At 71.8% G+C, this 24017-nt stretch carries 20 protein-coding genes; 14 read left to right on the top strand and 6 right to left on the bottom strand.

Annotated features, from left to right (window positions below; all coding sequences use genetic code 11):
* Positions 1 to 10: 10 nt before the first annotated feature.
* A complete protein-coding gene (locus tag ACFQVC_RS36360) occupies positions 11 to 1495 on the bottom strand; it encodes an APC family permease (protein ID WP_381838811.1) in 1485 nt (494 codons plus the stop codon).
* Between the two features lie 126 nt (positions 1496 to 1621).
* Between ACFQVC_RS36360 and ACFQVC_RS36355 the strand changes: the two genes are divergently transcribed.
* Complete coding sequence (locus ACFQVC_RS36355) at positions 1622 to 2359, top strand: TetR/AcrR family transcriptional regulator (RefSeq protein WP_381838809.1); 738 nt, start codon at positions 1622 to 1624, stop codon at positions 2357 to 2359.
* Positions 2360 to 2384: 25 nt separating this feature from the next.
* On the opposite strand, the gene ACFQVC_RS36350 is transcribed toward ACFQVC_RS36355, so the two are convergent.
* A complete protein-coding gene (locus tag ACFQVC_RS36350; RefSeq protein WP_381838807.1) occupies positions 2385 to 3053 on the bottom strand; it encodes a FadR/GntR family transcriptional regulator in 669 nt (222 codons plus the stop codon).
* Positions 3054 to 3421: 368 nt separating this feature from the next.
* On the opposite strand from ACFQVC_RS36350, the gene ACFQVC_RS36345 reads away from it, so the two are divergent.
* From ACFQVC_RS36345 to ACFQVC_RS36310, 8 genes are read left to right on the top strand one after another with little or no spacing between them, the layout of a single operon-like run.
* Positions 3422 to 4480 (top strand): sugar ABC transporter substrate-binding protein, encoded by a 1059-nt coding sequence (locus ACFQVC_RS36345; RefSeq protein WP_381838805.1) that lies wholly within the window; start codon positions 3422 to 3424, stop codon positions 4478 to 4480.
* A complete protein-coding gene (locus tag ACFQVC_RS36340; RefSeq protein WP_381838803.1) occupies positions 4477 to 6048 on the top strand; it encodes a sugar ABC transporter ATP-binding protein in 1572 nt (523 codons plus the stop codon). The genes ACFQVC_RS36345 and ACFQVC_RS36340 overlap by 4 nt, the downstream gene beginning before the upstream one ends.
* Positions 6041 to 7081 carry an ABC transporter permease gene (locus ACFQVC_RS36335; RefSeq protein WP_381838801.1) on the top strand — a complete coding sequence of 347 codons (1041 nt, stop codon included), beginning with the start codon at positions 6041 to 6043 and terminating at the stop codon, positions 7079 to 7081. Before ACFQVC_RS36340 ends, ACFQVC_RS36335 begins: the two co-directional genes overlap by 8 nt.
* Before the next feature lie 27 nt (positions 7082 to 7108).
* Positions 7109 to 8506 carry an L-fuconate dehydratase gene (locus ACFQVC_RS36330; RefSeq protein WP_381838799.1) on the top strand — a complete coding sequence of 466 codons (1398 nt, stop codon included), beginning with the start codon at positions 7109 to 7111 and terminating at the stop codon, positions 8504 to 8506.
* Positions 8503 to 9261: an SDR family NAD(P)-dependent oxidoreductase gene (locus tag ACFQVC_RS36325; RefSeq protein WP_381838797.1), complete on the top strand. Its 759-nt coding sequence runs from the start codon at positions 8503 to 8505 to the stop codon at positions 9259 to 9261. The genes ACFQVC_RS36330 and ACFQVC_RS36325 overlap by 4 nt, the downstream gene beginning before the upstream one ends.
* Before the next feature lie 59 nt (positions 9262 to 9320).
* Positions 9321 to 10343 carry an aldo/keto reductase gene (locus ACFQVC_RS36320; RefSeq protein WP_381838795.1) on the top strand — a complete coding sequence of 341 codons (1023 nt, stop codon included), beginning with the start codon at positions 9321 to 9323 and terminating at the stop codon, positions 10341 to 10343.
* On the top strand, positions 10340 to 10693 hold the full coding sequence (locus tag ACFQVC_RS36315; RefSeq protein ID WP_381838793.1) for an L-rhamnose mutarotase: 354 nt from the start codon (positions 10340 to 10342) through the stop codon (positions 10691 to 10693). The genes ACFQVC_RS36320 and ACFQVC_RS36315 overlap by 4 nt, the downstream gene beginning before the upstream one ends.
* Complete coding sequence (locus tag ACFQVC_RS36310; RefSeq protein WP_381838791.1) at positions 10678 to 11532, top strand: amidohydrolase family protein; 855 nt, start codon at positions 10678 to 10680, stop codon at positions 11530 to 11532. The genes ACFQVC_RS36315 and ACFQVC_RS36310 overlap by 16 nt, the downstream gene beginning before the upstream one ends.
* 25 nt (positions 11533 to 11557) lie before the next feature.
* On the opposite strand, the gene ACFQVC_RS36305 is transcribed toward ACFQVC_RS36310, so the two are convergent.
* Complete coding sequence (locus ACFQVC_RS36305; RefSeq protein WP_381838789.1) at positions 11558 to 12988, bottom strand: lipase maturation factor family protein; 1431 nt, start codon at positions 12986 to 12988, stop codon at positions 11558 to 11560.
* A gap of 148 nt (positions 12989 to 13136) precedes the next feature.
* Between ACFQVC_RS36305 and ACFQVC_RS36300 the strand changes: the two genes are divergently transcribed.
* From ACFQVC_RS36300 to ACFQVC_RS36285, 4 genes are all read left to right on the top strand, one after another.
* Entirely contained in the window at positions 13137 to 14441 is a 1305-nt protein-coding gene (locus ACFQVC_RS36300; RefSeq protein ID WP_381838787.1) for a DUF6777 domain-containing protein, read from the top strand.
* A gap of 119 nt (positions 14442 to 14560) precedes the next feature.
* Positions 14561 to 15202, top strand: coding sequence for a trimeric intracellular cation channel family protein (locus ACFQVC_RS36295; protein WP_381838785.1), 642 nt, complete (start codon positions 14561 to 14563; stop codon positions 15200 to 15202).
* Between the two features lie 88 nt (positions 15203 to 15290).
* Positions 15291 to 17375 (top strand): SpoIIE family protein phosphatase, encoded by a 2085-nt coding sequence (locus tag ACFQVC_RS36290; RefSeq protein WP_381838783.1) that lies wholly within the window; start codon positions 15291 to 15293, stop codon positions 17373 to 17375.
* A gap of 24 nt (positions 17376 to 17399) precedes the next feature.
* Entirely contained in the window at positions 17400 to 18263 is an 864-nt protein-coding gene (locus ACFQVC_RS36285) for an Fpg/Nei family DNA glycosylase (protein ID WP_381838781.1), read from the top strand.
* On the opposite strand, the gene ACFQVC_RS36280 is transcribed toward ACFQVC_RS36285, so the two are convergent.
* Together ACFQVC_RS36280 and ACFQVC_RS36275 are read right to left on the bottom strand one after the other, a co-directional pair.
* Positions 18246 to 18458 carry a zf-HC2 domain-containing protein gene (locus tag ACFQVC_RS36280; RefSeq protein WP_381838779.1) on the bottom strand — a complete coding sequence of 71 codons (213 nt, stop codon included), beginning with the start codon at positions 18456 to 18458 and terminating at the stop codon, positions 18246 to 18248. The genes ACFQVC_RS36285 and ACFQVC_RS36280 overlap by 18 nt on opposite strands.
* A gap of 119 nt (positions 18459 to 18577) precedes the next feature.
* Positions 18578 to 19102: a hypothetical protein gene (locus ACFQVC_RS36275; RefSeq protein WP_381838778.1), complete on the bottom strand. Its 525-nt coding sequence runs from the start codon at positions 19100 to 19102 to the stop codon at positions 18578 to 18580.
* 479 nt (positions 19103 to 19581) lie between these two features.
* On the opposite strand from ACFQVC_RS36275, the gene ACFQVC_RS36270 reads away from it, so the two are divergent.
* Positions 19582 to 20775 carry a CapA family protein gene (locus tag ACFQVC_RS36270; RefSeq protein ID WP_381838776.1) on the top strand — a complete coding sequence of 398 codons (1194 nt, stop codon included), beginning with the start codon at positions 19582 to 19584 and terminating at the stop codon, positions 20773 to 20775.
* 111 nt (positions 20776 to 20886) lie between these two features.
* Here ACFQVC_RS36270 and ACFQVC_RS36265 read toward each other — a convergent pair whose 3' ends face one another.
* On the bottom strand, positions 20887 to 23904 hold the full coding sequence (locus ACFQVC_RS36265) for a glycoside hydrolase domain-containing protein (RefSeq protein WP_381838774.1): 3018 nt from the start codon (positions 23902 to 23904) through the stop codon (positions 20887 to 20889).
* Positions 23905 to 24017 lie beyond the last annotated feature (113 nt).

The raw sequence follows: 24017 nt of genomic DNA, 5'->3' as shown, positions 1-24017 counted from the left end.
CGTACGCAGGTCAGACGGTCTCGGGTGCGGGCTGCTCGGCCGCCTCCTCCTCAGCCGTGCCCCGGCCGTGCGTGAAGTACGCGGAGCGCCGCCCGTACTTCGCCCACGCCGCCATCAGCAGGCCGGAGACGACGACGGCGGTGGGCACGGTCAGCATGAACCAGCCGTTGTCCGGGCTGAGTTCGAAGTGGTCGCTCCTGGTGAGATACGAGTGGCCGAGGTAGCCGCCGATCCCGAGCAGCGCGAACCCCGAGACGGCGGGCGCGACCACGGCCCGCAGCGCCTGCGCCGGGCGGGCGCGAAGGAGCGGCCGGAACCGGGCGGCGCAGGCGAGCGAGGTCAGGCCGTAGTACAGGGCCACGGTCAGGCCGATCGAGTTGACCGCGGCGAGGATCATCTCGTTGAGCTTCGGGATCGCCAGGGCGAGCACCGCGACCCCGGCGGCGATCGTCATCACGAGGACCGTGCCGATGGCCGGGGAGCCGAAACGCGGGCTGACCCGGGTCCACACCCGGCCCATCGTGCGGTCCCGGCCCATGGCGAGCAGGCCGCGCGCCGTGGGGATGACACTGGACTGCAGCGACGCCACCGCCGAGCACATCAGGGCGAGCAGCGGCAGGCTCGCCCAGGGCTCGGCGGCGAGCTGCGCCCCCAGATACGTCAGTCCCTGCGGACCCTCCGCGATGAGCTCGGGCACGCTCAACTCCCGCTGGAACGCGATCGATCCGTAAAGGAACAGCGCGAGCATCGAGAACAGCGCGATGAACCCGCCGCGGCCCACGTCGCGCACGTTCCTGGTCTCCTCGGTGACGCTGAACGCGGCGTCCCAGCCCCAGAAGAAGAACACCGCGAGCACCAGGCCCTGCGCGAACCGCGTGCCGTCGGCCACGGCGAAGGGGTTCAGCCACGACCACTGGAAGCCGTGCTCGCCGCCGATCAGGGCGAGGCCGCAGAACACCAGGAGCACCGCGTACTCGAAGACGAGGAGCCAGGTCTGGAACCGGGTGGCCTTGCGCACCCCCGTGACCGCCGTGACCGTCACGGCGACCAGGACCAGCAGGCCCACCGCCGTACTGAGCGCCGTCGAGTCGGGGTCGAGCCCGAGACCGAACAGTTCGCGCAGACCCGCCTTGGCGGCGAACTGCAGCACCACGGAGCCGGTCACCGCGCTGGTGTACGCCATGAAGATGACGGTGCCGACCAGGGTGACCCAGCCGGTGAGGAACCCGAGCCAGGGGCCGAGCGACTTGCCGACCCACACATAGCCACTGCCCATGTTGGGCTCGTCGCGGCTGAGCCGGGTGTACGCGGCGGCGATGCCCAGGATCGGCAGGAAGGCCACCAGGAGGACGGCCGGCGCCTGGGCGCCCACGGTCGCGGCAAGGGCGCCCATGCCGATGCCGACGCTGGTGGTGGCGGCGGTGCTGGACGCCGCGAGCGCGACGCCGTCGACGACGCCGAGTGAGCGCCGCAGACCTGGCGGTTGGCTGTTCATGGGCACGCTCCTCTGGCCGGGGAGTGGGAGAGGGGGAAGAGCCAACCGGCTTGCCAGGGTTGCGTCAATGGTGTTGACATAAGGGTGCGGGGCGGGGCGGCGGAGTGCTGTGCGAGGGAGGAAGCTGTGGCCGATGGGCGGATTCCGGCGGAGCGGCGGCGGCGTAAGCCCACCAAGTCAGGGGTGGTGCTGTCGGAGGAACTCATCGTCGACTGCGCGCTGCGACTGGTGGGGCAGCATGGCCCCGACGCCCTGAGCGTGCGCCGCCTGGGCGCGGCGATCGGCTGCGACCCGAGCGCGGTGTACCGCTACTTCCACGACGCCGACGATCTGCTGCTCGCCCTCGCCGACCGGCTCATCGGTGACGCGCAGCGCGGGTTCGAGCCGGGGGACGACTGGGTGGCGGGGCTGCGCGAGATGGCCCGGCGGATCCATCGTGGCTACCGTGCGCATCCGCGGGTCGCCGCGATGGCCGCGTATCGCGTGACGCGGCGGCTGCATGAGTTCCGGGCCGTGGAGACGGGGATCGGGCTGCTGCGGCGTGCGGGGTTCGCCGAGGCGGACGCGGTGCGGCATTACGCGGCGTTCATCGACACGGTCCTTGGGCATGCGGCTCTGGACGCGGCGCATCTGGCGTTGGCGCCGGAGCGGCGGGCGTCCGACGACGCGGCGTGGGCGAGCGTGTATCAGTCGCTTCCTGCTGCGGAGTACCCCGAACTCGCCGCTGTCCGGGAGGAGTTGCCGCTCATGGCGGGGAGTTCGTTCGACGTGGCGCTGGAGCTGGTGCTCTCGGCTCTGGTGGCGCGGGCGCCCGGGGCGACTGGGGCGTCCGGGGAGTCCTCGAGCGCCGGACGGGCTGATTGACCGCCCCGGCTGCACCCGGCATTGACTAGCCCAGCTGCCCCCGCAGCCACTGCTCCACCTCTCCGACATGTGCCGCCGCCGCGGCGCGGGCCGCCTCCGGGTCACGGGCGGCGAGGGCGCCGTGGATCCGGGCGTGTTCGCGGCGGGTGCGCTCGAAGGCGCCCTCCTCCTGGTAGCCGCGCCAGACCCGGGCCCTGAACGTCCGTGAGGACAGACCCTCCAGGATCGCCGCCATCGTGTCGTTGCCCGCGGCGGCGGCGATGGCGCGGTGGAAGGCCAAGTCGTGGGAGAGGATCTCCTCCGGGTCGTCGGTCGCGTTCATGGCGGCCAAGTGGCCCTGGACCTCGGCCAGTTGTGTGTCCGTGATGCGGGCGGCGGCCAGCGCGGTGGCGGTCGACTCAAGGACCCGGCGCACTTCGAGGAGTTCGACGAGACGTGGGCCGCGGGAGAGGTCGGCGACCACTCCGAAGGTCTCCAGGAGGTCCCCGGCCTCCAGCTGCGTGACGTAGATCCCGGAGCCGTGCCGTGCCTCGAGGACGCCGAGGACGGTCAGGGCGCGGATCGCCTCCCGCATGGAGCTGCGCGAGATGCCGAGCCGGGCGGCGAGATCGCGTTCGGTGGGCAGGCGCTGCCCGGGTTCGAGGCGTCCCTCGCCGATCATCGCCTTGATCTGCTCGATGGCGCGCTGCGTCACGGTGCTCTTCTGCGGGGCCAGTTGCCCTTCCTGCGCGGCCGGTTGACCCGCCTGAGGCGCCGGTTGCCCTTTCTGCGGGCTCGGTTGCCCTTCTCCCAGGGCCACTTGGCCGGCTTCCTCAGCCGGCTTTCCGAGCTGCTCCACGGTCGCCCTCCCTCCGTCGGGGACCGGTTCCGCCGGGCCCGAGTGCGCCGCAGTCTAATCGCCCCAGTGGTCGGACCACTACAGCCCAATTCGCGGAAAAGTTGCGGCACGAGGGTGTCGAAGCCCCGAAGTGGTCTGATAAATATTCGCCGACCCCGCAGATACGTCGCTCGATGAGGAGCCGTCGGATGAGCCCTCGCGTGAACCCCCGGACGAACCGTCGGATGCTTGGCAGAACCATGCGGAAGAGCCTGCGCGCGGTGGCGGCGGCCGGTTGCGCCACGCTGCTGCTCGCCGCGTGCGGCAGCACCAAGGACACCGCCGCGGGCGCCGGTGGCGGCGACGCCTCCGGCGGCAAGGTCGGTGTCATCGTGCCGCTGCTGACCTCGCCGTTCTGGCAGTCGTACAACGACTACGTACCCAAGATGGCGAAGACGCAGGGCGTCGACGCGCTCAAGACCGTGAACTCCAACAGCGACTCGGCGCAGCAGATCACGGACATCAACAACCAGCTGAACCAAGGTGTGCGCGGTCTTGTCGTGGCGCCGCTCGACAGCGCGGCCATCTCCGCGGGCCTCGACCAGGCCGAGCGCAAGGGCGTTCCCGTGGTCGCCGTCGACGTCGCCCCCGAGAAGGGCAAGGTCGCGATGGTGGTGCGCGCCAACAACGTGGCGTACGGCCAGAAGGCCTGCGAGTACCTGGGCTCGCAGGTCAAGAGCGGCAAGGTCGTACAGATCATGGGCGATCTGGCCTCGGTCAACGGCCGGGAGCGCTCGGAGGCCTTCCGGTCCTGTGTGAAGAAGAAGTTCCCCGCGCTGAAGGTCCTGGAGATCCCCGCCAAGTGGGAGTCGGACACGGCGGCTTCGAAGCTGGACACGCTGCTCAACGCCAACCCCGACATCAAGGGCATCTACCTGCAGGCGGGCGGTGTCTATCTGGCGCCCACGCTGCAGACCCTGAAGTCCAAGGGGATGCTGAAGAAGGCCGGCGAGAAGGGCCATGTCTCGATCGTGTCGAACGACGGGATCCCGCAGGAGTTCGCCGCCATCCGCAAGGGCCAGATCGACGCGACCGTCTCGCAGCCCGCCGACTCCTACGCCGAGTACGGCATGAAGTACATCAAGGCGGCGATGGCGGGCAAGACCTTCAAGCCGGGGCCGACCGACCACAACTCGACCATCGTCAGGCTGCCCAGCGGCATTCTCGAGGACCAGCTGCCCGCCCCGCTGGTCACGAAGAAGAATGTCGACGACCCCGAGCTGTGGGGCAACACGGTCGAATGAGCACCCCGACGCGGAACAGCGTGCCGCCGCTCGTCGAAGCCGTCGGCATCACCAAGAGGTACGGTCCCACGACCGCCCTGCAGGACGGACAGCTCACCGTTCTGCAGGGCGAGTCCCACGCCCTCGTCGGCCGCAACGGCGCGGGCAAGTCCACCCTCGTCCAGATCCTCACCGGCCTGCAGGCCGCCGACGCGGGCACCGTCCGCTTCGACGGCGCGCCCGCACCGGCGCTCGCCGACCGCGACGCCTGGCGCGCCAAAGTGGCCTGCGTCTACCAGAAACCCACGGTCGTACCGGAGTTGACGGTCGCCGAGAACCTCTTCATCAACCGGCAGCCCACCGGTCGCGGCGGCTTCATCAGCTGGCGCCGCCTGCACGCCGAGGCCGCCGAGGTCCTCGACACCTGGGACGTACGGGTCGACCCCGATGTCCGCACGGCGGAGCTGTCCGTCGAGGACCGTCAAATGGTGGAGATCGCAAGGGCATTGAGCTTCGGTGCGCGCTTCATCATCCTCGACGAGCCCACCGCGCAGCTCGACAACCGGGAGATCGAGCGGCTCTTCGACCGTATGCGCGCCCTCCAGGAATCCGGGGTGACCTTCCTGTTCATCTCGCATCACCTCCAGGAGGTGTACGAGGTCTGCCAGGCCGTCACCGTGCTGCGCGACGCCCGCTGGATCACCACCGCCCCGGTCGCACAACTCCCGCGCCCCGCCCTGGTGGAGGCCATGGCGGGCGAGGCCATCGCGGACCGCGCGCGTGCCGCACGGCCGCCCGTGCCCGATGGCGCACCCGTCCTCCTCGACGTCCGCGCGCTGAGCGGCGAGGTGTACGAGGGCATCGACCTGACCGTACGCAGCGGCGAGGTCGTCGGGCTCGCGGGATCCAGCGGCAGCGGCAAGATCCGGCTCGCCGAGACCCTCGCCGGACTGCACAGACCGCGCTCCGGGAGCGCTCGACTCGACAGCGTGGAACTGCCGTTCGGTGATGTCAACGCCACCCTGCGGGCAGGCGTCGGCTGTGTCCCGCGCGACCGGCACGAGCAGGGCCTCGTCCCCGGCATGACCATCGGCGACAACGCCACCATGAGCGTCCTCGACCGGCTCGGCCGGAGCGGCTTCGTCGGCACCGAACGCCGTCGCGCCTTCGCCGCCGACCTGATCGAGCGCCTCGACATCCACGCCGAGGGCCCGCAACAGCCGGTGTCCGACCTGTCGGGCGGCAATGCGCAGAAGGTCGTCATGGCCCGCGCCCTCGCCTCGGAGCCGAGGCTGCTGATCCTCATCAACCCGACCGCCGGCGTCGACGTGAAGTCCAAGGAGTCCCTGCTCGCCCGGATGGACGGCGCCCGCGAGGACGGCACCGCCGTGCTCGTGGTCTCCGACGAACTCGACGACCTGCGCCGCTGCGACCGTGTCCTGGTCCTCTTCCACGGCCGGATCGTCGCGGAGCACCCGGCGGGCTGGCACGACCACGAGCTGATCGCCTCCATCGAGGGCGTCGCAGCGGACGCCGCACGCCAGGCAGGCGCCCCACGCCAGGCAGCAGAAGGAGAATCCCGTGGCTGACCTCAAGGCCCCGTCGGCCGCGGCCGGCACCGACCCGACCCCAGTACCCGCCAAGGCCCCGCAGAGCCGTTCGGTGCTGCTTCGCCGGGCTCGTGAACTCGCCCTCGTACCGGCCCTGTTGCTGCTTCTGCTGCTCGGGTCCCTGGTCAATGACTCCTTTCTCACCGAGCGCAATCTGATCTCCATCCTGGGGGCGTCCGCGGCCCTCGCGATGGTCGTGCTCGCCGAGTCCCTCGTCCTGATCACCGGCAAGTTCGATCTGTCTCTGGAGTCCGTGGTCGGTATCGCGCCAGCGGCCGGCGCGCTGCTCGTGCTGCCCGCCGCGCAGGCCGGGTTCGGCACCGAGTGGCCCGCCGCGACGGCACTCCTCGCGATCGTGGTGACCGGCGCGGCGATCGGCGCCTTCAACGGCGTACTCGTCGTGAAGTTCAAGCTGAACGCGTTCATCGTGACGCTCGCCATGCTGATCGTGCTGCGCGGACTGCTCGTCGGCGCGACCGAGGGCAAGACCCTGTTCGGTCTGCCCGAGGCCTTCTACACCCTCGCGACCTCGACCCTGATCGGGATCCCGATGTCGGTGTGGGTGGCCGCGGGGGCCTTCGGCGCCGCCGGGTTCCTGCTGAAGTACCACCGCGTCGGCCGGGCGCTCTACGCGATCGGCGGCAACCAGGAAGCGGCACGGGCCGCCGGGATCCGGGTCGAGCGCGTGATGCTCGGGGTGTTCGTCGTCGCGGGCGTACTCGCCGCGGTCGGCGGCCTGATGCAGACCGGCTATGTCGGTGCCATCAACGCCAACCAGGGCCAGAACATGATCTTCACGGTGTTCGCGGCCGCGGTCATCGGCGGTATCAGCCTGGACGGCGGCAAGGGCACCATGTCCGGCGCGCTCACCGGCGTCCTGCTCCTCGGCGTCGTACAGAACCTGCTCACCCTGGCCCAGGTGCCGTCCTTCTGGATCCAGGCGATCTACGGCGGAATCATCCTCGTCGCCCTGATGATCGCCCGCGTCACCACCGGCCGCGCACAGGACTGACCTGTGCGCCACTCTGAGAGGGCCCCTGTGGCTGCAACTGCTCCGTCTGCCCCGACTGCGCCCCGTATCACGGCCGTCGACACGTACGACATCCGCTTTCCCACCTCGCGGGAGCTCGACGGGTCCGACGCCATGAACCCCGACCCGGACTACTCGGCGGCCTATGTGGTGCTGCGTACCGACGCCGGCGACGGGCACGAGGGGCACGGCTTCACCTTCACCATCGGGCGCGGCAACGACGTACAGGTCGCCGCGATCGACGCACTGCGCTCCCAAGTGCTCGGCCGCCCGGCGGACGAGCTGTGCGCCGACCCGGGCACCCTCAGCCGCGATCTGACCGGCGACAGCCAACTGCGCTGGCTCGGGCCCGAGAAGGGCGTGATGCACATGGCGATCGGCGCCGTCGTCAACGCCGTCTGGGACCTGGCGGCCAAGCGCGCCGCGAAGCCGCTGTGGCAGCTGCTCGCCGAGGCCGAGCCCGAATGGCTGGTCTCCCAGGTCGACTTCCGCTACATCGCCGACGCCCTCACCCGCGACGAGGCCCTCGGCCTTCTCGTGCGCGGGCGCCAGGGCGCGGCGGAGCGGACCGCCCTCCTGCGCGAGCACGGCTACCCGGCGTACACCACCTCACCCGGCTGGCTCGGCTACGGCGACGAGAAGCTCACCCGGCTCGCCCGGCAGGCGGTGGCCGACGGATTCACCCAGATCAAGCTGAAGGTCGGCGCGGACCTCGCCGACGACCTGCGCCGGATCCGCGTGGCCCGCGCGGCCGTCGGCGACACCATCCGGATCGCCATCGACGCCAACCAGCGCTGGAACGTCGACGAGGCCATCGAGTGGACCCGCGCCCTCGCGCCCTTCGACCCGTACTGGATCGAGGAGCCCACCAGCCCCGACGACGTACTCGGCCATGCGCGAATCCGTGCGGCCGTCGCCCCCGTGCGGGTCGCCACCGGCGAACACGTCCACAACCGCATCGTGTTCAAACAGCTGCTGCAGGCCGGGGCGATCGATGTGCTGCAGATCGACGCGGCCCGGGTCGGCGGCGTCAACGAGAACCTCGCGATCCTGCTGCTCGCCGCCAAGTTCGGCATCCCGGTGTGCCCGCACGCGGGCGGCGTCGGCCTGTGCGAACTGGTCCAACATCTGTCGATGTTCGACTACATCGCGCTCACCGGCACCACCGAGAACCGTGTCATCGAGTACGTCGACCATCTGCACCAGCACTTCCTCACCCCGGTCGCCGTCCGCGACGGCCGCTACACGGCGCCCGTCGCCCCCGGCTTCTCGGCGGCCATGCGGCCCGAGTCCATCGCCGAGTTCCGCTACCCGGACGGCACTTACTGGGCGGCGGAGCTCGAGCCGCGGACCCAGGAGCCGCGTACCGAAGAGCCGCGTACCAAGCAGAAGGGAGCAGCCGCATGACGGACTTCGAGGGGCTCAAGGCCCTGGTCACCGGGGGCGCGTCGGGCATCGGCCGCGCCACCGCCGAACTCCTGTCGGCCCGCGGCGCCCAGGTCACCGTCCTCGACCTCGACCCGGGCGCTGTCACCAAGCCCCTGCTCGCCCGGCGCGCCGACGTGACCGACGACACCTCCGTGCGGACGGCCGTCGTCGCCGCGGCCGACGAGATGGGAGGCCTCGACATCCTCGTCAACAACGCGGGCATCGGCGCCCAGGGCACCGTCGAGGACAACGACGACGCCCAGTGGCAGCGCGTCCTGGACGTCAATGTGCTCGGCGTCGTCCGCACCAGCCGCGCGGCCCTGCCGTATCTGCGCGGCTCCCGGCACGCGGCGGTCGTCAACACCTGCTCCATCGCCGCCACCGCGGGCCTGCCCCAACGCGCCCTCTACAGCGCGTCCAAGGGCGCGGTCCTGTCCCTCACCCTCGCCATGGCCGCCGACCACATCCATGACGGCGTGCGCGTGAACTGCGTGAACCCCGGCACCGTCGACACCCCGTGGGTCGGCCGGCTCCTCGACGCCGCCGCCGACCCGGCCGCCGAACGCGCCGCCCTCGAGGCCCGCCAGCCCACCGGACGCCTCGTCACGGCCGAGGAAGTCGCCGCCGCCATCGCCTACTTGGCGAGCCCGGCGGCTGGCGCCACCACCGGCACCGCACTCGCCGTCGACGGCGGCATGCAGGGCCTGCGTCTGCGCCCGAAGGAGACTTCGTGAGGACGGGCGCGGGGACGAGGACGAGTACGGGGGCGGGGGCGATGCCAGGGGCCGGGCCGATGGCCGGGCTCGCGCTCGGCGGCGCGGCGCTCGGCAATCTCTTCCAGGAGGTCACCGACGAGGAGGCCCAGGCGACCGTCAGCACCGCCTGGGACCTCGGCATCCGCGCCTTCGACACCGCACCCCACTACGGCCTCGGTCTCTCCGAACGCCGCTTCGGCGATGCCCTGAGGGAGCGTCCCCGCGCCGAGTTCACCCTGTCCACCAAGGCAGGGCGGCTCCTTGAGCCCCGCGCGGGCGGAGGGGACGACCTGGCAGCCGGGTTCGCCGTGCCCGCGACCCACCGCAGGGTCTGGGACTTTAGCGCCGACGGCATCCGCCGCTCCCTGGAGGCCAGCCTCACGCGCCTCGGCCTCGACCGCGTCGACACCGTGTACCTCCACGACCCCGACGAGCACGCGGGACAGGCCTTCTCCGAGGGCTATCCGGCCCTTGAACGGCTGCGCGCCGAGGGCGTGGTGACGCGGATCGGCGCGGGTATGAACCAGGCGGCCATGCTCACGCGCTTCGTACGCGACACGGACGTGGACGAGGTGCTGTGCGCGGGCCGCTACACCCTCCTCGACCAGAGCGCCCTCGCCGAACTGCTCCCCGCGGCCCTGCAGCGCGGCACCGGCGTCGTCATCGGCGGCGTGTTCAACTCGGGCCTGCTCGCCGATCCGAAGCCCGGGGCTCCTTACGACTACGAGCGCGCCCCGGCCGAACGTCTCGACCGCGCAGGCAAGTTGGCGTCCCTGGCCCGGCGCCACGGCATCACGCTGCGCGCGGCCGCCCTCGCCTTCCCGCGCGGCCACCCGGCGGTGACGACCGTCCTCGTCGGGGCGCGCACGCCGGAAGAAGTCCGGGACGCCGTGGCGCAGGCGGGCACGCCGGTGCCGGACGACTTCTGGAAACAGGCAAGGGCGGAGGGCCTGCTCCCGGCAGATGTGCCCGTACCGCCACGGCAGGCACAGGCACAGGCACACGTACCCGAGGAGCCCATGGCACCCGAGGAGCCCACAGCGCAGGAGGATGCCGGATGAGGATCGCCCTGCACACCAAGGTCCGCGCCGGCCGCGTCGCGGAGTACGACGCCGCCCACCGTGAGGTCCCCGAGGAGCTGGTGCGCGCCATCCGCGCCGCGGGGGCGAAGCAGTGGACGATCGGGCGATGGGGGTACCCCCTGCTCGAGTGCAGCCGAGAGCTTGGGGGAGGCACCGACCTCTTCCACGTCCTGGAGTGCGAGGACTACGCCCGTCTCCTCGCCGCACTCGAAAAGCTCCCGGTCAATGTCGCCTGGCAGGCGCGGATGGCCGAACTCCTCGACGTGGTGCACGACTACTCCGGCGAGGGCGCGGACGCCGGTCTTCCCGTCGTATGGGAGCTGCCGTGAGGATCGTCGACGCCCACCACCACGTCTGGGACCTGTCCGTACGCGACCAGGACTGGATCACCGGCCCCGAACTCCGTCCCATCCGGCGGGACTTCACGGTCGCCGACTTCGAACCCGAGGCGCGGGCGGCGGGCGTCGACCGCACGGTCCTGGTCCAGACGGTCACCGTGGCCGAGGAGACTCCGGAGTTTCTCGCGCTGGCCGCGGCGCACGAGCTGATCGCGGGTGTCGTCGGCTGGACCGACCTCACCCGCCCCGACATCGCCGACGAGCTGGCCCGGCTGCGGGAACTCCCCGGCGGCCGGTACCTCAAGGGCATCCGCCACCAGGTCCAGGGCGAGGCGGACCCCGAGTGGCTGCTGCGCCCCGACGTACGCCGCGGCCTCACCGCCGTGGCCGCCGCGGGTCTCGTCTACGACCTCGTGGTCCTGCCGCACCAACTGCCCGCCTGCGTACGGGCGGCCGAGGCGCTGCCGCAGCTCACCTTCGTCCTCGACCACCTGGGCAAGCCGCCCATCGCCTCCGGCGCCCTCAAGGCCTGGGGGGCCGACCTCCGCGCCCTCGCCGCCCGCCCCAACACCGTCGGCAAGCTCTCCGGCCTGGTCACCGAGGCCGCCCCGCAGTCCTGGGCGGTGGCGGACCTGCGGCCCTGCGCGGATATCGCCCTCGACTCCTTCGGCCCCGGGCGGCTGATGTTCGGCTCGGACTGGCCGGTGTGCACCCTGGCGGCAACATACGGACAAGTCACCGAAGCGGCGCGGGAGTTGACGGCCGGACTGACGGTGGATGAGCGTGCGCAGCTCTTCGCGGGTACGGCGAGCGGCGTCTACGGGTTGTGAGCCGGACGTTCCTTCCGGACGTCTCTCACCGGCGCGCCGCGGGCGTATCGAGACGGGTCGGCGGCCAGAACTCGCGTACGTACGTCCGGTGCCACCACGCCCCCGTCTCCCGCAGCTCACGCCAGGTGGTGTAGCGGTACCGGTACAGACGGGCGCGTACGTACGCCGGCGGCTGGTCAGGGAACGGGTTGTGTCGCAGCAGCCGCACCGTGTCCGGGTCGTTCTCCAGGAGCCGCTCCGCGAACGCGCCGAACCAGGGCCGCGCGTAGGCGGGGGAGAGGCCCGCGAACCACATCTGCCAGTCCAGTCGCAGATGGTAGGGCGCGAACTGGCGCGGCAGCCGCCGTACATCCCCGGGCTTGCCCTTGAACTCGTAGGCGTGCCAGCCGGAGTCGTCGGGCAGCGGCACCGCCTCGGCCGTGCCCTCGACCACGACCTCCGTGCGGACCCGGCCGATGCTGCCGAAGGCACCGTAGGTGTTGACCAGGTGCAGCGGATCGAAGGAGGAGTTCATCAGCTGCCGCCGGGACAGCAGATTGCGGGCCGGGCGGTAGCTGAGCACCGCCACCAGGGCCGTGACGGCGCACACGGCGATCGCGTACCAGAGCGGGGTGTCCGCGAAGGCGGGAGGCGCGCCGGCCACCGGGCCGTAGTCGATCGCGGACAGCGCCAGGGCGACCGTCAGCCAGTTCAGCCAGGAGAAGTTGCCGGACAGGATCAGCCAGAGCTGGGTGAGGGCCATCAGCGCGGCGGCGCCCGAAGCGACCGGCTGCGGCGTGAACAGCAGGAAGGGCACGGCGAGTTGGGTGACGTGGTTGGCCGCGACCTCCATCCGGTGCAGGGGCCGGGGGAGGTGGTGGAAGAACCAGCTCAGCGGCCCGGGCATCGGCTGGGTCTCGTGGTGGAAGTACAGGCAGGTCAGATCGCGCCAGCAGGCGTCCCCGCGCATCTTGATCAGACCGGCGCCGAACTCGAGCCGGAACAGCACCCAGCGAAGCAGCCAGAGCACGAGCACCGGCGGCGCGACGCTGCCGTTGCCGAGGAACACCGCCAGGAAGCCCACTTCGAGCAGGAGCGACTCCCAGCCGAAGCCGTACCAGAGCTGTCCGACGTTCACGATCGACAGATAGAGAACCCACGGCACCGCCCAGATCAGCATGGCCGCCCACAGCGGGACCAGGCCGTCGAGCCCCGCGAGCAGCGCCGCCGCGAACAGCGCGCCGGTCCAGGCGGTGGCCGCGAACAGCCGGTCGGAGTACCGCAGTTGGAACAGGCTCGGCGCCCGCCGCCACGGCACCCGCGCCACGAACCGGGGCACCGGGAGCATGCCGCGCTCGCCGATCAGCGCCCGGAACTGCAGGGCCGCCGAGACGAACGCGACCAGATACACGGCGGCCACCGCCCGCTGGAAGACGAGGCGGGCGAGCCAGTAGCCGGGTTCGGTGAACCACTCCACGTCACTCATTGTGACGCAGCGGCCCCGTGCCGCCCCATGGGCCCGGCGCCGCTCCGTACGGCCCTCGTACCGCTCCGCTTGCGGGCCCTCACCGCCCCCTGCAGACAATGAGGGACGAAATGCCCGGAAACAGGCGGGAGTATCAGGCGTGTACGTACCGACCAGGCGCTCGGCGACGGCCCTCGCGATATCCGCGGCCCTCCTGGTCGCAGGCTGTTCCGGCAGCGGCGACAAGAGCTCCACGGCCTCCGGATCGGACCAGGAACTGTTCCTGCAGCCCGTCGCGGCGGCGGGCCCCGACCCGTTCACCGAATCGACCGCGAACTCCGACGCGGCATCCCCGCCCGTCACCCGAACGCCCCAACCCTCGCCGAGCGGCACCAGCCCCTCGGCCACCCAGCAGGGCATCCGCTCCATCTCCGGCGCGACCCCCGGCCTCTACGGCGGTACACAGAACGTCGCCAGCTGCAATGTCGAGAAGCAGATCGACTTCCTCACCGGCGAGCAGGCCAAGGCCCGCGCCTTCGCCCAGGCCGCCGGGATCAAGCAGGACACCATTCCCGGCTATCTGCGCGGTCTGACGCCGGTACAGCTGCGCGGCGACACCCGAGTGACCAACCACGGCTACCGCAACGGGCAGCCCACCAACTTCCAGTCGGTCCTCCAGTCGGGCACCGCCGTCCTGGTCGACGGCCGCGGCATGCCCCGGGTGCGCTGCGCCTGCGGCAACCCGCTGACGCCGCCCGCCGCCCTGAAGGGCAACCCGAGCCACCAGGGCAAGGCGTGGAACGGCTACCACCCGACGAAGGTCGTCGTGGTCACCCCGGCGCCGACCGTCATCAACAACATCACCATCATCAACATCACGAACAACACCTGGATCGAGCGGCCGATCGGTGACGACGGCAACAAGGACAAGGTCGTACCGAAACCGAAGCCGACCCCGCCCTCACCGCCCCCCACGGACCCGACCCCGACGGACGAGACGACGGACCCGACGGACGAGCCCTCCGACGAGACCACCGACCCCACGGACGATCCGACGGACGAGACCACCGACCCCACCGATGAGCCCACGGACGAGCCCTCGACGGAGTCCACCGAGCCCACCGCGCCGACGACTCCGTGCCCGACCGTGCAGCCCACCGACGCGGCGGGACAGCCCTCGCCGGTGCCGGACGGCTGCCCGCCGGTCACGTCGGAGCCGGTGCCTCCGCCGGCGCCGGACGACAACACCGAGCAGCCGTCACCGCCGCCGCCGGACGAGAACACGGCACCGGCGCCGGAGGACCGCACCGACGTGCCCAACGAGGAGACGGTCCCGGACCAGCCCACGCAGGACACGGTCCCGGACCAGCCGACCGAGGAGACCGTCCCGGACCAGCCGACCGACGAGGGCATCCCCGACCCGCTGATCCCCGAGCCCTCGGAACCGGACACCTTCAACGGCTGACGGAAATCGTCCTTCCGGCCGATGCGCCCCGGCCGGAAGGGCGAGGCACGCGACGCGCGCTCTGTGTTCTCATGGCTGCTTATGCCTGTACGCAGCGGCTGTGAGGGGAAAAGCGTTCCGTGCTGCACGTCCTGTACCTCATCGGTGTCGCGTCCTTCGCGGCGAGCGGTGTGCTCGCCGCGCACCGCGCCAACATGGACCCCTTCGGGGGCCTCGTGCTCGCCTTCGCCGCGTCCATATCCGGCGGCACCCTGCGCGATGTGATCCTCGACCGGCACCCGCTGTACTGGACGCACGACTGGGTGCTGCTCACCGTGATCAGCTGCACGGCCGTCGCCACCATGCTGTACCTGCGCCGCTGGGAGCTGCCGCAGCGCTCCCTGATGACGGTGGACGCCCTGGGCCTCGCCGTGGTCACCGTGATCGGCGCCCAGGCCGCGATCTCCGCGGGTGTCACACCGTTCGCCGTGATCCTGCTCGCCGTCCTCACCGGCGTCACCGGCGAAGTCGTCCGTGATGTGCTCTGCGGCGAGCTGCCGCCGCTGCTCCTGCGCGAGGACGTCTACGCCACGGCCGCCTTCGCGGGCGCCGTCACCTATCTGATCCTCGACCGCCTCGGCGTCGGCGCCACCACCGCCACCGTCGTCGCGGCGGGCCTGGTCTTCGTCCTGCGTATGGCGGCGATCCACCGCGACCTGCACCTGCCGGGCCTGCAGGAGCCCAGGCTCCGCCCCGTCTCCCGCAAAGCCGGGTCCAAGTAGCGCCCGCCGGGCACTCCGCGCGGCCCGTGCGTGCCCGAGCCAGGCAGCCCCGAATGCGGCCCCCCGAGGCTCCGCATAGCGTGGGCCCATGAACGCCGGCGCAGCGAGGAGCGGTGCGGGCCGCTTCGAGGAGCCACCGGCAGGGGTCGGCGGCGGCTTCATGGAGACCTACGGCAGCAAGCTGGGCCTCGGCACCTTCGACTGGGACCTCGACAGCGGCCAGATGCACATGGACGCCCGCGCCCACGAGGTCTTCGACATCCGCCCCGACGAGTACGACGGCGACCCCACGACCCTCGCGGCCCGAGTGCCGCGCTCCGAGGGCCACCGCCTGGACGCCATGGTCTCCGAGGCCCTGAAGAACGGCAGCGAGAACTACGGGGTGTACTTCCGCGTCCGCCGTCGCGACGGCAGCCTGTGCTGGACGCATACGCAGGGATACATCCGGCGCGACGAGTCGGGCCGCCCACGGCGCATCATCGGCGTCGTCAGGGATGCGACGCAGGAGCTCGGCGACATCCGGGTGCGGATGGTGCAGGCCGCCGAGACCCGCCGCCAGACCAGCATCGTGGAGGGCACCACGGCGGCCCTGGCATACGCCCGCACCGTGCAGGACGTCATCGACGTACTCAAGGACAACGAGGGCCTCGCGCACCTGGGCGCCGCCAGCCTCGTCATGGGCCTGGTCGAGGCGGGCCGTATCCATCTGGTCGCCGAGGGCCCGGCGGGCGCCTTCGTGCCCGGTACCCGCTTCACCCGGATCGACGAGCCGTACCCGATGAGCGAGGTCGTGCGCACCCTCGCCCCGCGCTTCATCGAGAGCCGCGAGGACTTCGCCGCCTCCTATCCGCTGCTGTGGCCGCACATCGAAGGCCTGGAGGTCACCTCGGCGGCCTATCTGCCGCTGATAGCGCAGGCCAGGCCCATCGGCGCCCTCGGCCTGCTGTACCGCGACAAGACCGGTTTCACCGCCGACGAGCGCAACCTCCTGGTCGCCCTCGGCAGCGGCATCGCCCAGAGCCTGGCCCGCGCGATGCTCTACGAACAGGACAAGGACCTGGCCCAGGGGCTGCAGCAGGCGATGCTGCCGCGCTCCATTCCCGGGATCCCCGGCGCCGACATCACGGTCCGCTACCGCTCGGCGAAGCTCGGCCGTGACATCGGCGGCGACTGGTACGACGTGATTCCGCTGCCCGGCGGCCTGGTCGGCGCGGTCATCGGCGACGTACAGGGGCACGACACGCATGCCGCCGCCGTGATGGGCCAGTTGCGTATCGTGCTGCGCGCCTACGCCGCCGAGGGTCACACGCCCTCCACCGTGATGGCCCGCGCCTCCGTGTTCCTGCACGAGCTGGACACCGACCGGTTCGCCACGTGTCTCTACGCACAGGCCGATCTGACCACCGGTGTCGTGCAGTTCGTGCGCGCCGGGCACATCGATCCGCTGATCCGCCGGATCGACGGCACCTGCCGCCGTGTGCCCGTCGACGGCGGCCTGCCGCTCGGCCTCTCCGCCGAGTTCGGGCGCCTCGAATACCCGGTCACCACCGTCGAGCTCGATCCGGGGCAGACCCTGCTCATGTGCACCGACGGCCTGGTGGAGGAGCCGGGCGCCGACCTCGACGACGGTATGCAGCGGCTGTCCCGGCAGGTCTGCGCCGGGCCGCGCGACCTCGGGGAGCTGGCCGACCGGCTGTGCGAGGCGGTCGAGGACCGTGACGGGGCCGACGACGCCGCGCTGCTCCTGCTGCGCCGCCGCCTCAGCGACGCCCCCACCTCCGGCGGCCGGCTCAAGGAGCATGTCGCGCCGAACGACCCGGAGGCGCTGACCGAGGCCCGGCACATGATCCGCGCCGCCGTGCGCGCCTGGGGTTCGGGGGACCGGGCCGACGAGATCGAGCTGGTCGCCGACGAGCTGATCACCAACGCCCTCATGCACACCGAGGGCGCCGCCGTCGTCACGCTCAGGATCCTCAGCGGCGCCGACCGCCGCCTTCGCGTCGAGGTCGAGGACTCCTCCAGCGCCCTGCCGCGCCGTCGCGAGGCCGGTGACTCCGGGGTCTCGGGCCGCGGACTGCTCCTGGTGGACCGTCTCGCGGACGTATGGGGCGTGGAGTCCCGCGGCAGCGGCAAATGCGTATGGTGCGAGTTCATCGTCCCGAAGAGGGACTGATCCCGCGTGCGGAGGTGACCGGAGATGCCCGAACTGCCCGAGGTGGAGGCGCTGCGGGAGTTCCTGACGGAGCGGCTCGACGGACTGCGGATCGTCCGGGTGCTGCCCGTCGCGGTGAGCGTCCTGAAGACCTACGACCCGCCGCTGACGGCACTCGAAGGCGAGGTCGTCGAAGCCGTCACCCGGCACGGAAAGTTCCTCGGCCTCACGACGGCCGGCGGCCTCCATCTGGTCACCCATCTCGCCCGCGCGGGCTGGCTGCAGTGGAAGGACCGCCTCCCCGACGGCCCGCCGAAGCCCGGCAAGGGGCCCCTGGCCCTGCGCGTCGCCCTGGAGGACGGCTCCGGCTTCGACCTCACCGAGGCCGGTACGCAAAAGCGCCTCGCGGTGTACGTGGTCCGCGACCCCGCCGACGTACCGGGTATCGCCAGGCTCGGCCCCGACCCGCTCGCCGCGGACTTCGACGCGGCGGCACTCAGGGCGCTCCTGCACGGTGAACGGCGGCAGATCAAGGGCGCGTTGCGGGACCAGAGACTGATCGCCGGGATCGGCAACGCGTACAGCGACGAGATTCTGCACGCGGCGAGGATGTCCCCCTTCAAACTGGCGGCGAGCCTCACCTGCGAGGAGGTGGGCGGCCTCTACGCGGCGCTGCGCGAGACACTGCTCGGTGCCGTCGGGCGCTCGCGCGGTCTGGCCGCGGGCCGGCTCAAGGCCGAGAAGAAGACGGGCCTACGGGTGCACGGCCGCACCGGCGAGCCCTGCCCGGTGTGCGGTGACACGATCCGCGAGGTCTCCTTCAGCGACTCGTCCCTGCAGTACTGCCCGACGTGCCAGACCGGCGGCAAGCCCCTCGCGGACCGGCGGATGTCACGGCTGCTGAAGTGAGCGCGTGGGTCGGACGGGCGGCCGCCGCGCTCCGGCGAGCCGGCCCAACACCCTGATCACCGGCATGAACTGAGTCACCGTCACCGCGCAGCGCCCGCACCGCCCCAGATGCCGCTCGAAGCGGGCGGCTTCCGGAGCGTCGAGCACCCCGAGTGCGTAGGCGCCCGCGTCGCGGTGCCGGGTCAGGGCCCTCATGGCGCTCCTTCGTAATCCGACTGCTCCGGCCCTCTCGTACGCAGCGGACCGCGCCGGCGCTCAACGCGCCGGTGCTCAACGTGCCGGCGCGCAACGCACCGGCGAGGAAGCCGGAACCGTCAGAACAGATGGATCGCCAGATGCCCGAGGGGAAGGCCGAGCTGCCAGGCCGGCGTCCAGACCTTGGGGGCCTCGTCCTCGTCGGGCACGCTCTCCAGGAGCGCCGCGTCCAGATCGGGGGCGAGCAGCTCCGTCTCCTCCAGCCAGCGCCAGGCCGCCCGCGCCAGCTCCAGGTCGGGCCCCGCGCCGCCCGCCGCCACGGCCTCCGCCTCGAAGAGGTCCATGCGCTCGCCGACCCAGTCCTCCCACGCCTTGTCGTACGCGGTCAGCGAGAGCCAGGTCTCCAGCTGGGTGACGACGCGGATCCCGGACAGCTCGCCCTCCGAGTCGGAGAGGAAGATCGTCAGGGCGAGGGCATCGCGTCCCGCCCGGTACTCGAACGACGTGGGCGGCATGAGCTCCCCGGTGCGAAGGAGCTCGTCGGCGATGTACTCGGCGTAGAGCCAAGCCATCGGCACCGTCAGCTCGCCTGGGCTGCCGGCGTCGCCCTGGCCGTCGGCGCCGTTCGTGCTTCTGTGCGGCATCCTGATCGCCTTCCTCAGGTTCCTCCGGTATCTCCGGACCGTGCGCGGGCGAGGCCCCCTGCCCTCTCACCGGACACGCCTTGGAGTAGCCGATTACTCAATTCGGCCGCGAGCAAGGGGTTTTACGGAGGCTTGACCGGGCCGCCGGTTTCACCGCAGGTCGGTGGCGCACAAGTGTGCCGCGCCTCGGGAGGACTCGCCGCCGTGCGCCCGGGTGGCCGCGCGCACGGCCCCTCACGGTACCGGTACTGCAGCGCTCCGATGGCACGTACTCCCTCGTCTACGCCAGGCGGTCCCCGGCCCGTGGACACGGGTGTGACCGGTGGGCCGCCCCGTGATGACGTGCCGCCAAACATCGGGCAACCGGACGCACTTGACGGCTTATCAGAGGTAATGCCGGTATTGCGGCTTGACTAGCTGTCTGTGGCAAATGTGGATTCGTAGGGCCATCACCCCCCACGAACCACGGAGCCTGGCCGATGACACAGCGCCACACGCGCACACGACAGGGTGCGGCGGCTCTCGCAGCCGTACTGATCGGAGCCACCGCGTGCTCAGCACAGCAGGACGGGGCGGCCCCCGGGCCGCGGGCCGCCACCCCGCCGCCCGTACCGTCCCCGGCGGGCGGCGCCGGGCAGCAGGCGCGCGGCTTCACGCTCGCCGCGACCGGAGACGTCCTGCCACACGCCTCGATCATCCGGCAGGCCGCGGCCGACGCGGACGGCGACGGCTATGACTTCTCGAAGATGCTCGCCGGCGTCAAGCCGGTCATCTCCAAGGCCGACGTGGCGCTCTGCCACATGGAGACGGTCTACGGCGAGAACGGGAACTACACCGGCTACCCCACCTTCAAGTCCCCGCCCCAGGTCGCCACCGCGCTCGCGGCCACCGGCTACGACGGCTGCTCCACCGCCTCCAACCACACCCTGGACGACGGCCCCGACGGACTGCGCCGCACCCTGGACGCGCTCGACAAGGCGCGCGTCAAGCACGCGGGCTCGGCACGCACGCAGAAGGAGGCGCTCACCCCCACGATCCACCGGGCGGGCGGCGCCAAGGTCGCCCATATCGCCGCCACTTACGGCACCAACGGCTATCCGCTGCCGAAGGGCCGCCCCTGGGCGCTCGACCTGCTCGACAAGGACAAGGTCATCGAGAAGGCGCGGGCCGCCCGGAAGGCGGGTGCCGACGTCGTCGTGTTCTCGCCGCACTGGGGCACCGAGTGGCAGGACCAGCCGGACGCCAGGCAGCTGCGCCTGGCCAAGGAGCTCACCGCCTCGCAGAGCGGCGGCCGCCCCGACATCGACCTGATCATCGGCACCCACGCCCATGTCCCGCAGGCCTACGAGAAGGTCAACGGGACCTGGGTCGTGTACGGCATGGGCGACCAGATCGCCGGCGACATGATCAACCATGCGGGCTCGCACGACGGCCGCGGCAACCAGGGCACGATCGGCCGCTTCACCTTCGTGCCGCCGAAGAAGCCCGGCGGCCGCTGGGAGGTGGCCAAGGCCGAGTACATCCCGCAGTTCTTCGACACGGACTCGGGCCGGGTGCTCAACCTCAACGCCGCCATCAAGCGCGGCGCCGAGTACACCGACGTACGCGACCGCATCCGCCGCATCGTGCTCGGCCGCGGCGCCGCCAAGCAGGGACTGATCATGGGCCAGTGACGGCCCACGGGGCCGATCACGGAGCCCGGTCCTGGGCAGGTGACGGCTCACGGAGCCTGGTCCTGGACCGGTGACGGCTCACACGGGGCCCGGTCCTGGGCCGGTGACGGCTCACGGGGCCATGTCGGCCTCCTGGAGGGCGAGCAGCCAGCCGCGTCCCGGTGCCACCGGGACCGGCTCGCCCGCCGCGAAGGAGCGCTCCGCCTGGAAGCCCTCGATCGCGGGCGCGTACGCCGCCACCGGCCGGCCGCCGCCCGCGTCGAGGACGACCTCCACCGGTCCGGGCGCCCACGAGGCGAGAGCCGTCACCGTCCCGCCCGGGCCCCGCCAGGCCGACGCCGGGACGTCCGCGCGCCCGGTCCTTACCGGCACCTCGTCGCCGGCCCACCAGCCGGTGAACTCGGCGTCCGGAAGGCGCAGTTGGTCGAAGGCCCGCCACAGTGGCCGCACATCGGTCATCGGCGCCCGCGCCGTCATCCCGAAGACGAGCCCCCGCCACGGGTTGCCGCCGCCCTGCAGCATCTCGCCCATCACGCCGAAGGCGACACCCGAGATCTCGATCAGCCAGTACGCCGGGTCCGCCCCGTCACCGGGTCCACCACCGGTGCCGCCGCCCCGCACGTCGCCGTCGTAGTCGAAGAGCTCCCCGAGCCACACCCGGTCGGTGTAGGGCAGCAGCTCCGCGTACAGATTGGCGCTGGAGGCGAAGCCGTCGGCCACGCGGAACTGGTTGCAGGAGTGCAGATCGATCAGCGGGGCCGAACTCCCGTGCCGGGCCAGGGCCTTGCGCACCCGCTTCATCGTCGTACGGTCGAACGCCACATCGTCCAGATAGAGCCCGTCGATCCCCACGCGCCGCCGCAGCCGGTCGATGCCGCACACATACGCGTTGTGCCAGCGGGAGTCGCCCGAGGTGACCACGGCCACGTCCTCGACGTCCGGTGCCACCCAGCCCGGCACATAGCCCTCGCCCAGATGCTCCCGCAGCCAGGCGTGCCCGCCACCGGGACCGGGGGCGAGCACCTCGTCGCCGAGCGCCGCCAGGACCGGCAACTCCGGTGTCCTCCGGGTCAGTTCGCGCACCGTGTCGTACACCTTCACGCGGATGCCGAGCCGGTGCGCCGCGTCCGTGTAGGCGCGCAGCGCGTCGGCGGCCAGGAGCGGGTCGTTGATGTACGGGTTGGGGGGAGTGGCGTGGTGCAGGTTGATCACGTTCGCGCCGTAGTCGGCGACCTCCCGCGGATCGGCGTACGCGTGGAAGTAGCGCTCGGCGAGCTGGCGGCCCGGCTCGATCGGCTTGAACGGCGTGAGCAGCAGCCGCAGTTCGAAGCACCGGCTCTCACCGGCGGCGAGCCGCACGGGGCCGCTGTGCGCGGTCACCGTCCGCACCCCGTCCGCGGTGCGCAGGCGCACCCCGCCGAGCCCCGTGTCGCCCGCCCATGAGCGCGGGGTGACCAGGGGCTTCTCCCGGTAGTAGTTGGTGTTGAGGGGCCGGGCGTAGTGCTCGTCGCGCAGCGACAGCTGCAGCCCGGCCGCCGGGTCGCCGAGCCAGAGCGCGTCCTGGTTGCGGGTGGCGGTGTCCCAGGTCCAGTCGTACGCCGCCGGGCAGGCGCCGCCCTTGATGCCGAGGCCCATCGCGTACCGGGCGATCTCCTCGCGCACCGGCACGTCGAGGCGTACGTCGTCGAGCTCGGTGTCGCCCCCCGCCGTCACGGTCGCGCGGACGACGAGAAAGCCGTCGGCCTCCAACTCGCCCTCGGTGCGCACCCGCAGACCGCTGCCTGCGGCGTCCGTGGCGTCCGTGGCGTACGTGGCCTCCGTCGACCAGCGCACCCGACCGGGCCCCGGCTGGTCGAACGCGAGCGGGGTCCGGCTTTCCTGGCTTCGGCCCACGTCCAGCGTGACGGGCCCGGCGAGCAGTTCGCGGGCCGGTCCCTCGGTGCTCGTGACCGCCGGGGTGAAGGTGGAGGTCAGGCCGCGGGGGAGTCCGTCATCGCCGAGCTCCACCGAGCGGCCGAGGATGCCCAGGCGCAGGCCGTCGGCCTTGACCGGAGTGAAGGGCGCCACCGTCTCGTCGTCCTGGGCGAGTGCCGAGTCCAGCCAGCCGAGCCGGGCGAGCCGGTGCAGATCCCCGGCGCCCCGGTCCTCGACCCTCTCCTCGCCGACGGTGAGGCGCAGCGGCAGCACCCGCTCCGGCAGGCCCTCCGCCCGTACGGCGATCCGTCCCTCGTACACGCCGGGCGGAGCGTCAGCCGGTATGTCCACCAGGCACCACAGCGCCTGGGTGCGGCCGGCTGCGACGTCCACGCGGCTGGTGAAGGACCGGCCGCGCGCGTCCGTGCCTTCAGTGTTCAAGCACCGTGCGGGGAAGGGCAGTTCACGTACTTCGGCCCGGACGCCGGTGAGGTCGTGGACCGCGAGCACACCGGTCTGCAGCGCGTAGCACTCGCCCCGCGCGGCCCGCGCCGTGAACGCGGCGAAGGGCCGGGCGCGGGCCCAGCGCGCGGGCAGATGTCCGGTGGGGTCGAGCGGGTGGGCGCGGTCTTCGGCGAACAGCAGGAACGGCTCGCCCTCGTGGGCCGCGAGCAGCGCCCCGCGCTCCTCCTGCGTGGCGGTGAACCCCAGGGGTGCGAAGGAGTCGGCGGCGCTCGCGGCCTCGTAGCGGAACGCCTCGGCGCGCGGCAGGGCCGCGAGGCCCGCGGGCTCGCCGGTGGGCGATTCACCCGAGAGCGCGGGACGGTCGAGGCCGCAGCGGTGCACCCAGGCCGGGTCGGCGGTGGGCGCGGGGCGGCGGTAGGCGGCCTGCGGGTAGTAGGGGCGGCCGGTGTGCGCGTACGGCAGATAGTGCACGGCGTAGTCGCCCGCGCCCTCGACCGGCTCGAAGGCGATCAGACCGCGCTCCGCGGTGACGTCCACGCGCACCGTGTTGCGCACCCGGCGCCCCGACGGGGCGAGCACCACCACATCGACCTCTGTGGGCTCCGGATCCCGGCGCCGCCAAGGGAGTTCGGCGTGGACCGCGGGTGCCCGCGTGACGTCGACGCGTACGAGAATGCGATGGTTGCCGTACACGTCGTGATCCCAGGAGCCGATGCCGCACTCCAGCTCGGGATGGTCCTTCTCACCCATGCGTGCTCCCCCAAGGGCGCTATTTATTAGGTAAGTTTTCCAATCTCCTGGGTCACCCTGGAGAGAAGACGATCACGCTGTCAAGGGGGCGTCATGGATCGGTGCAGGGACCG

This window comes from Streptomyces monticola, assembly GCF_042665355.1.
Taxonomy (GTDB): Bacteria; Actinomycetota; Actinomycetes; order Streptomycetales; family Streptomycetaceae; genus Streptomyces; species Streptomyces monticola.
The sequence above is the reverse complement of the archived record's forward strand: the minus strand, read 5'-3'. Positions and strand labels throughout refer to the sequence as shown.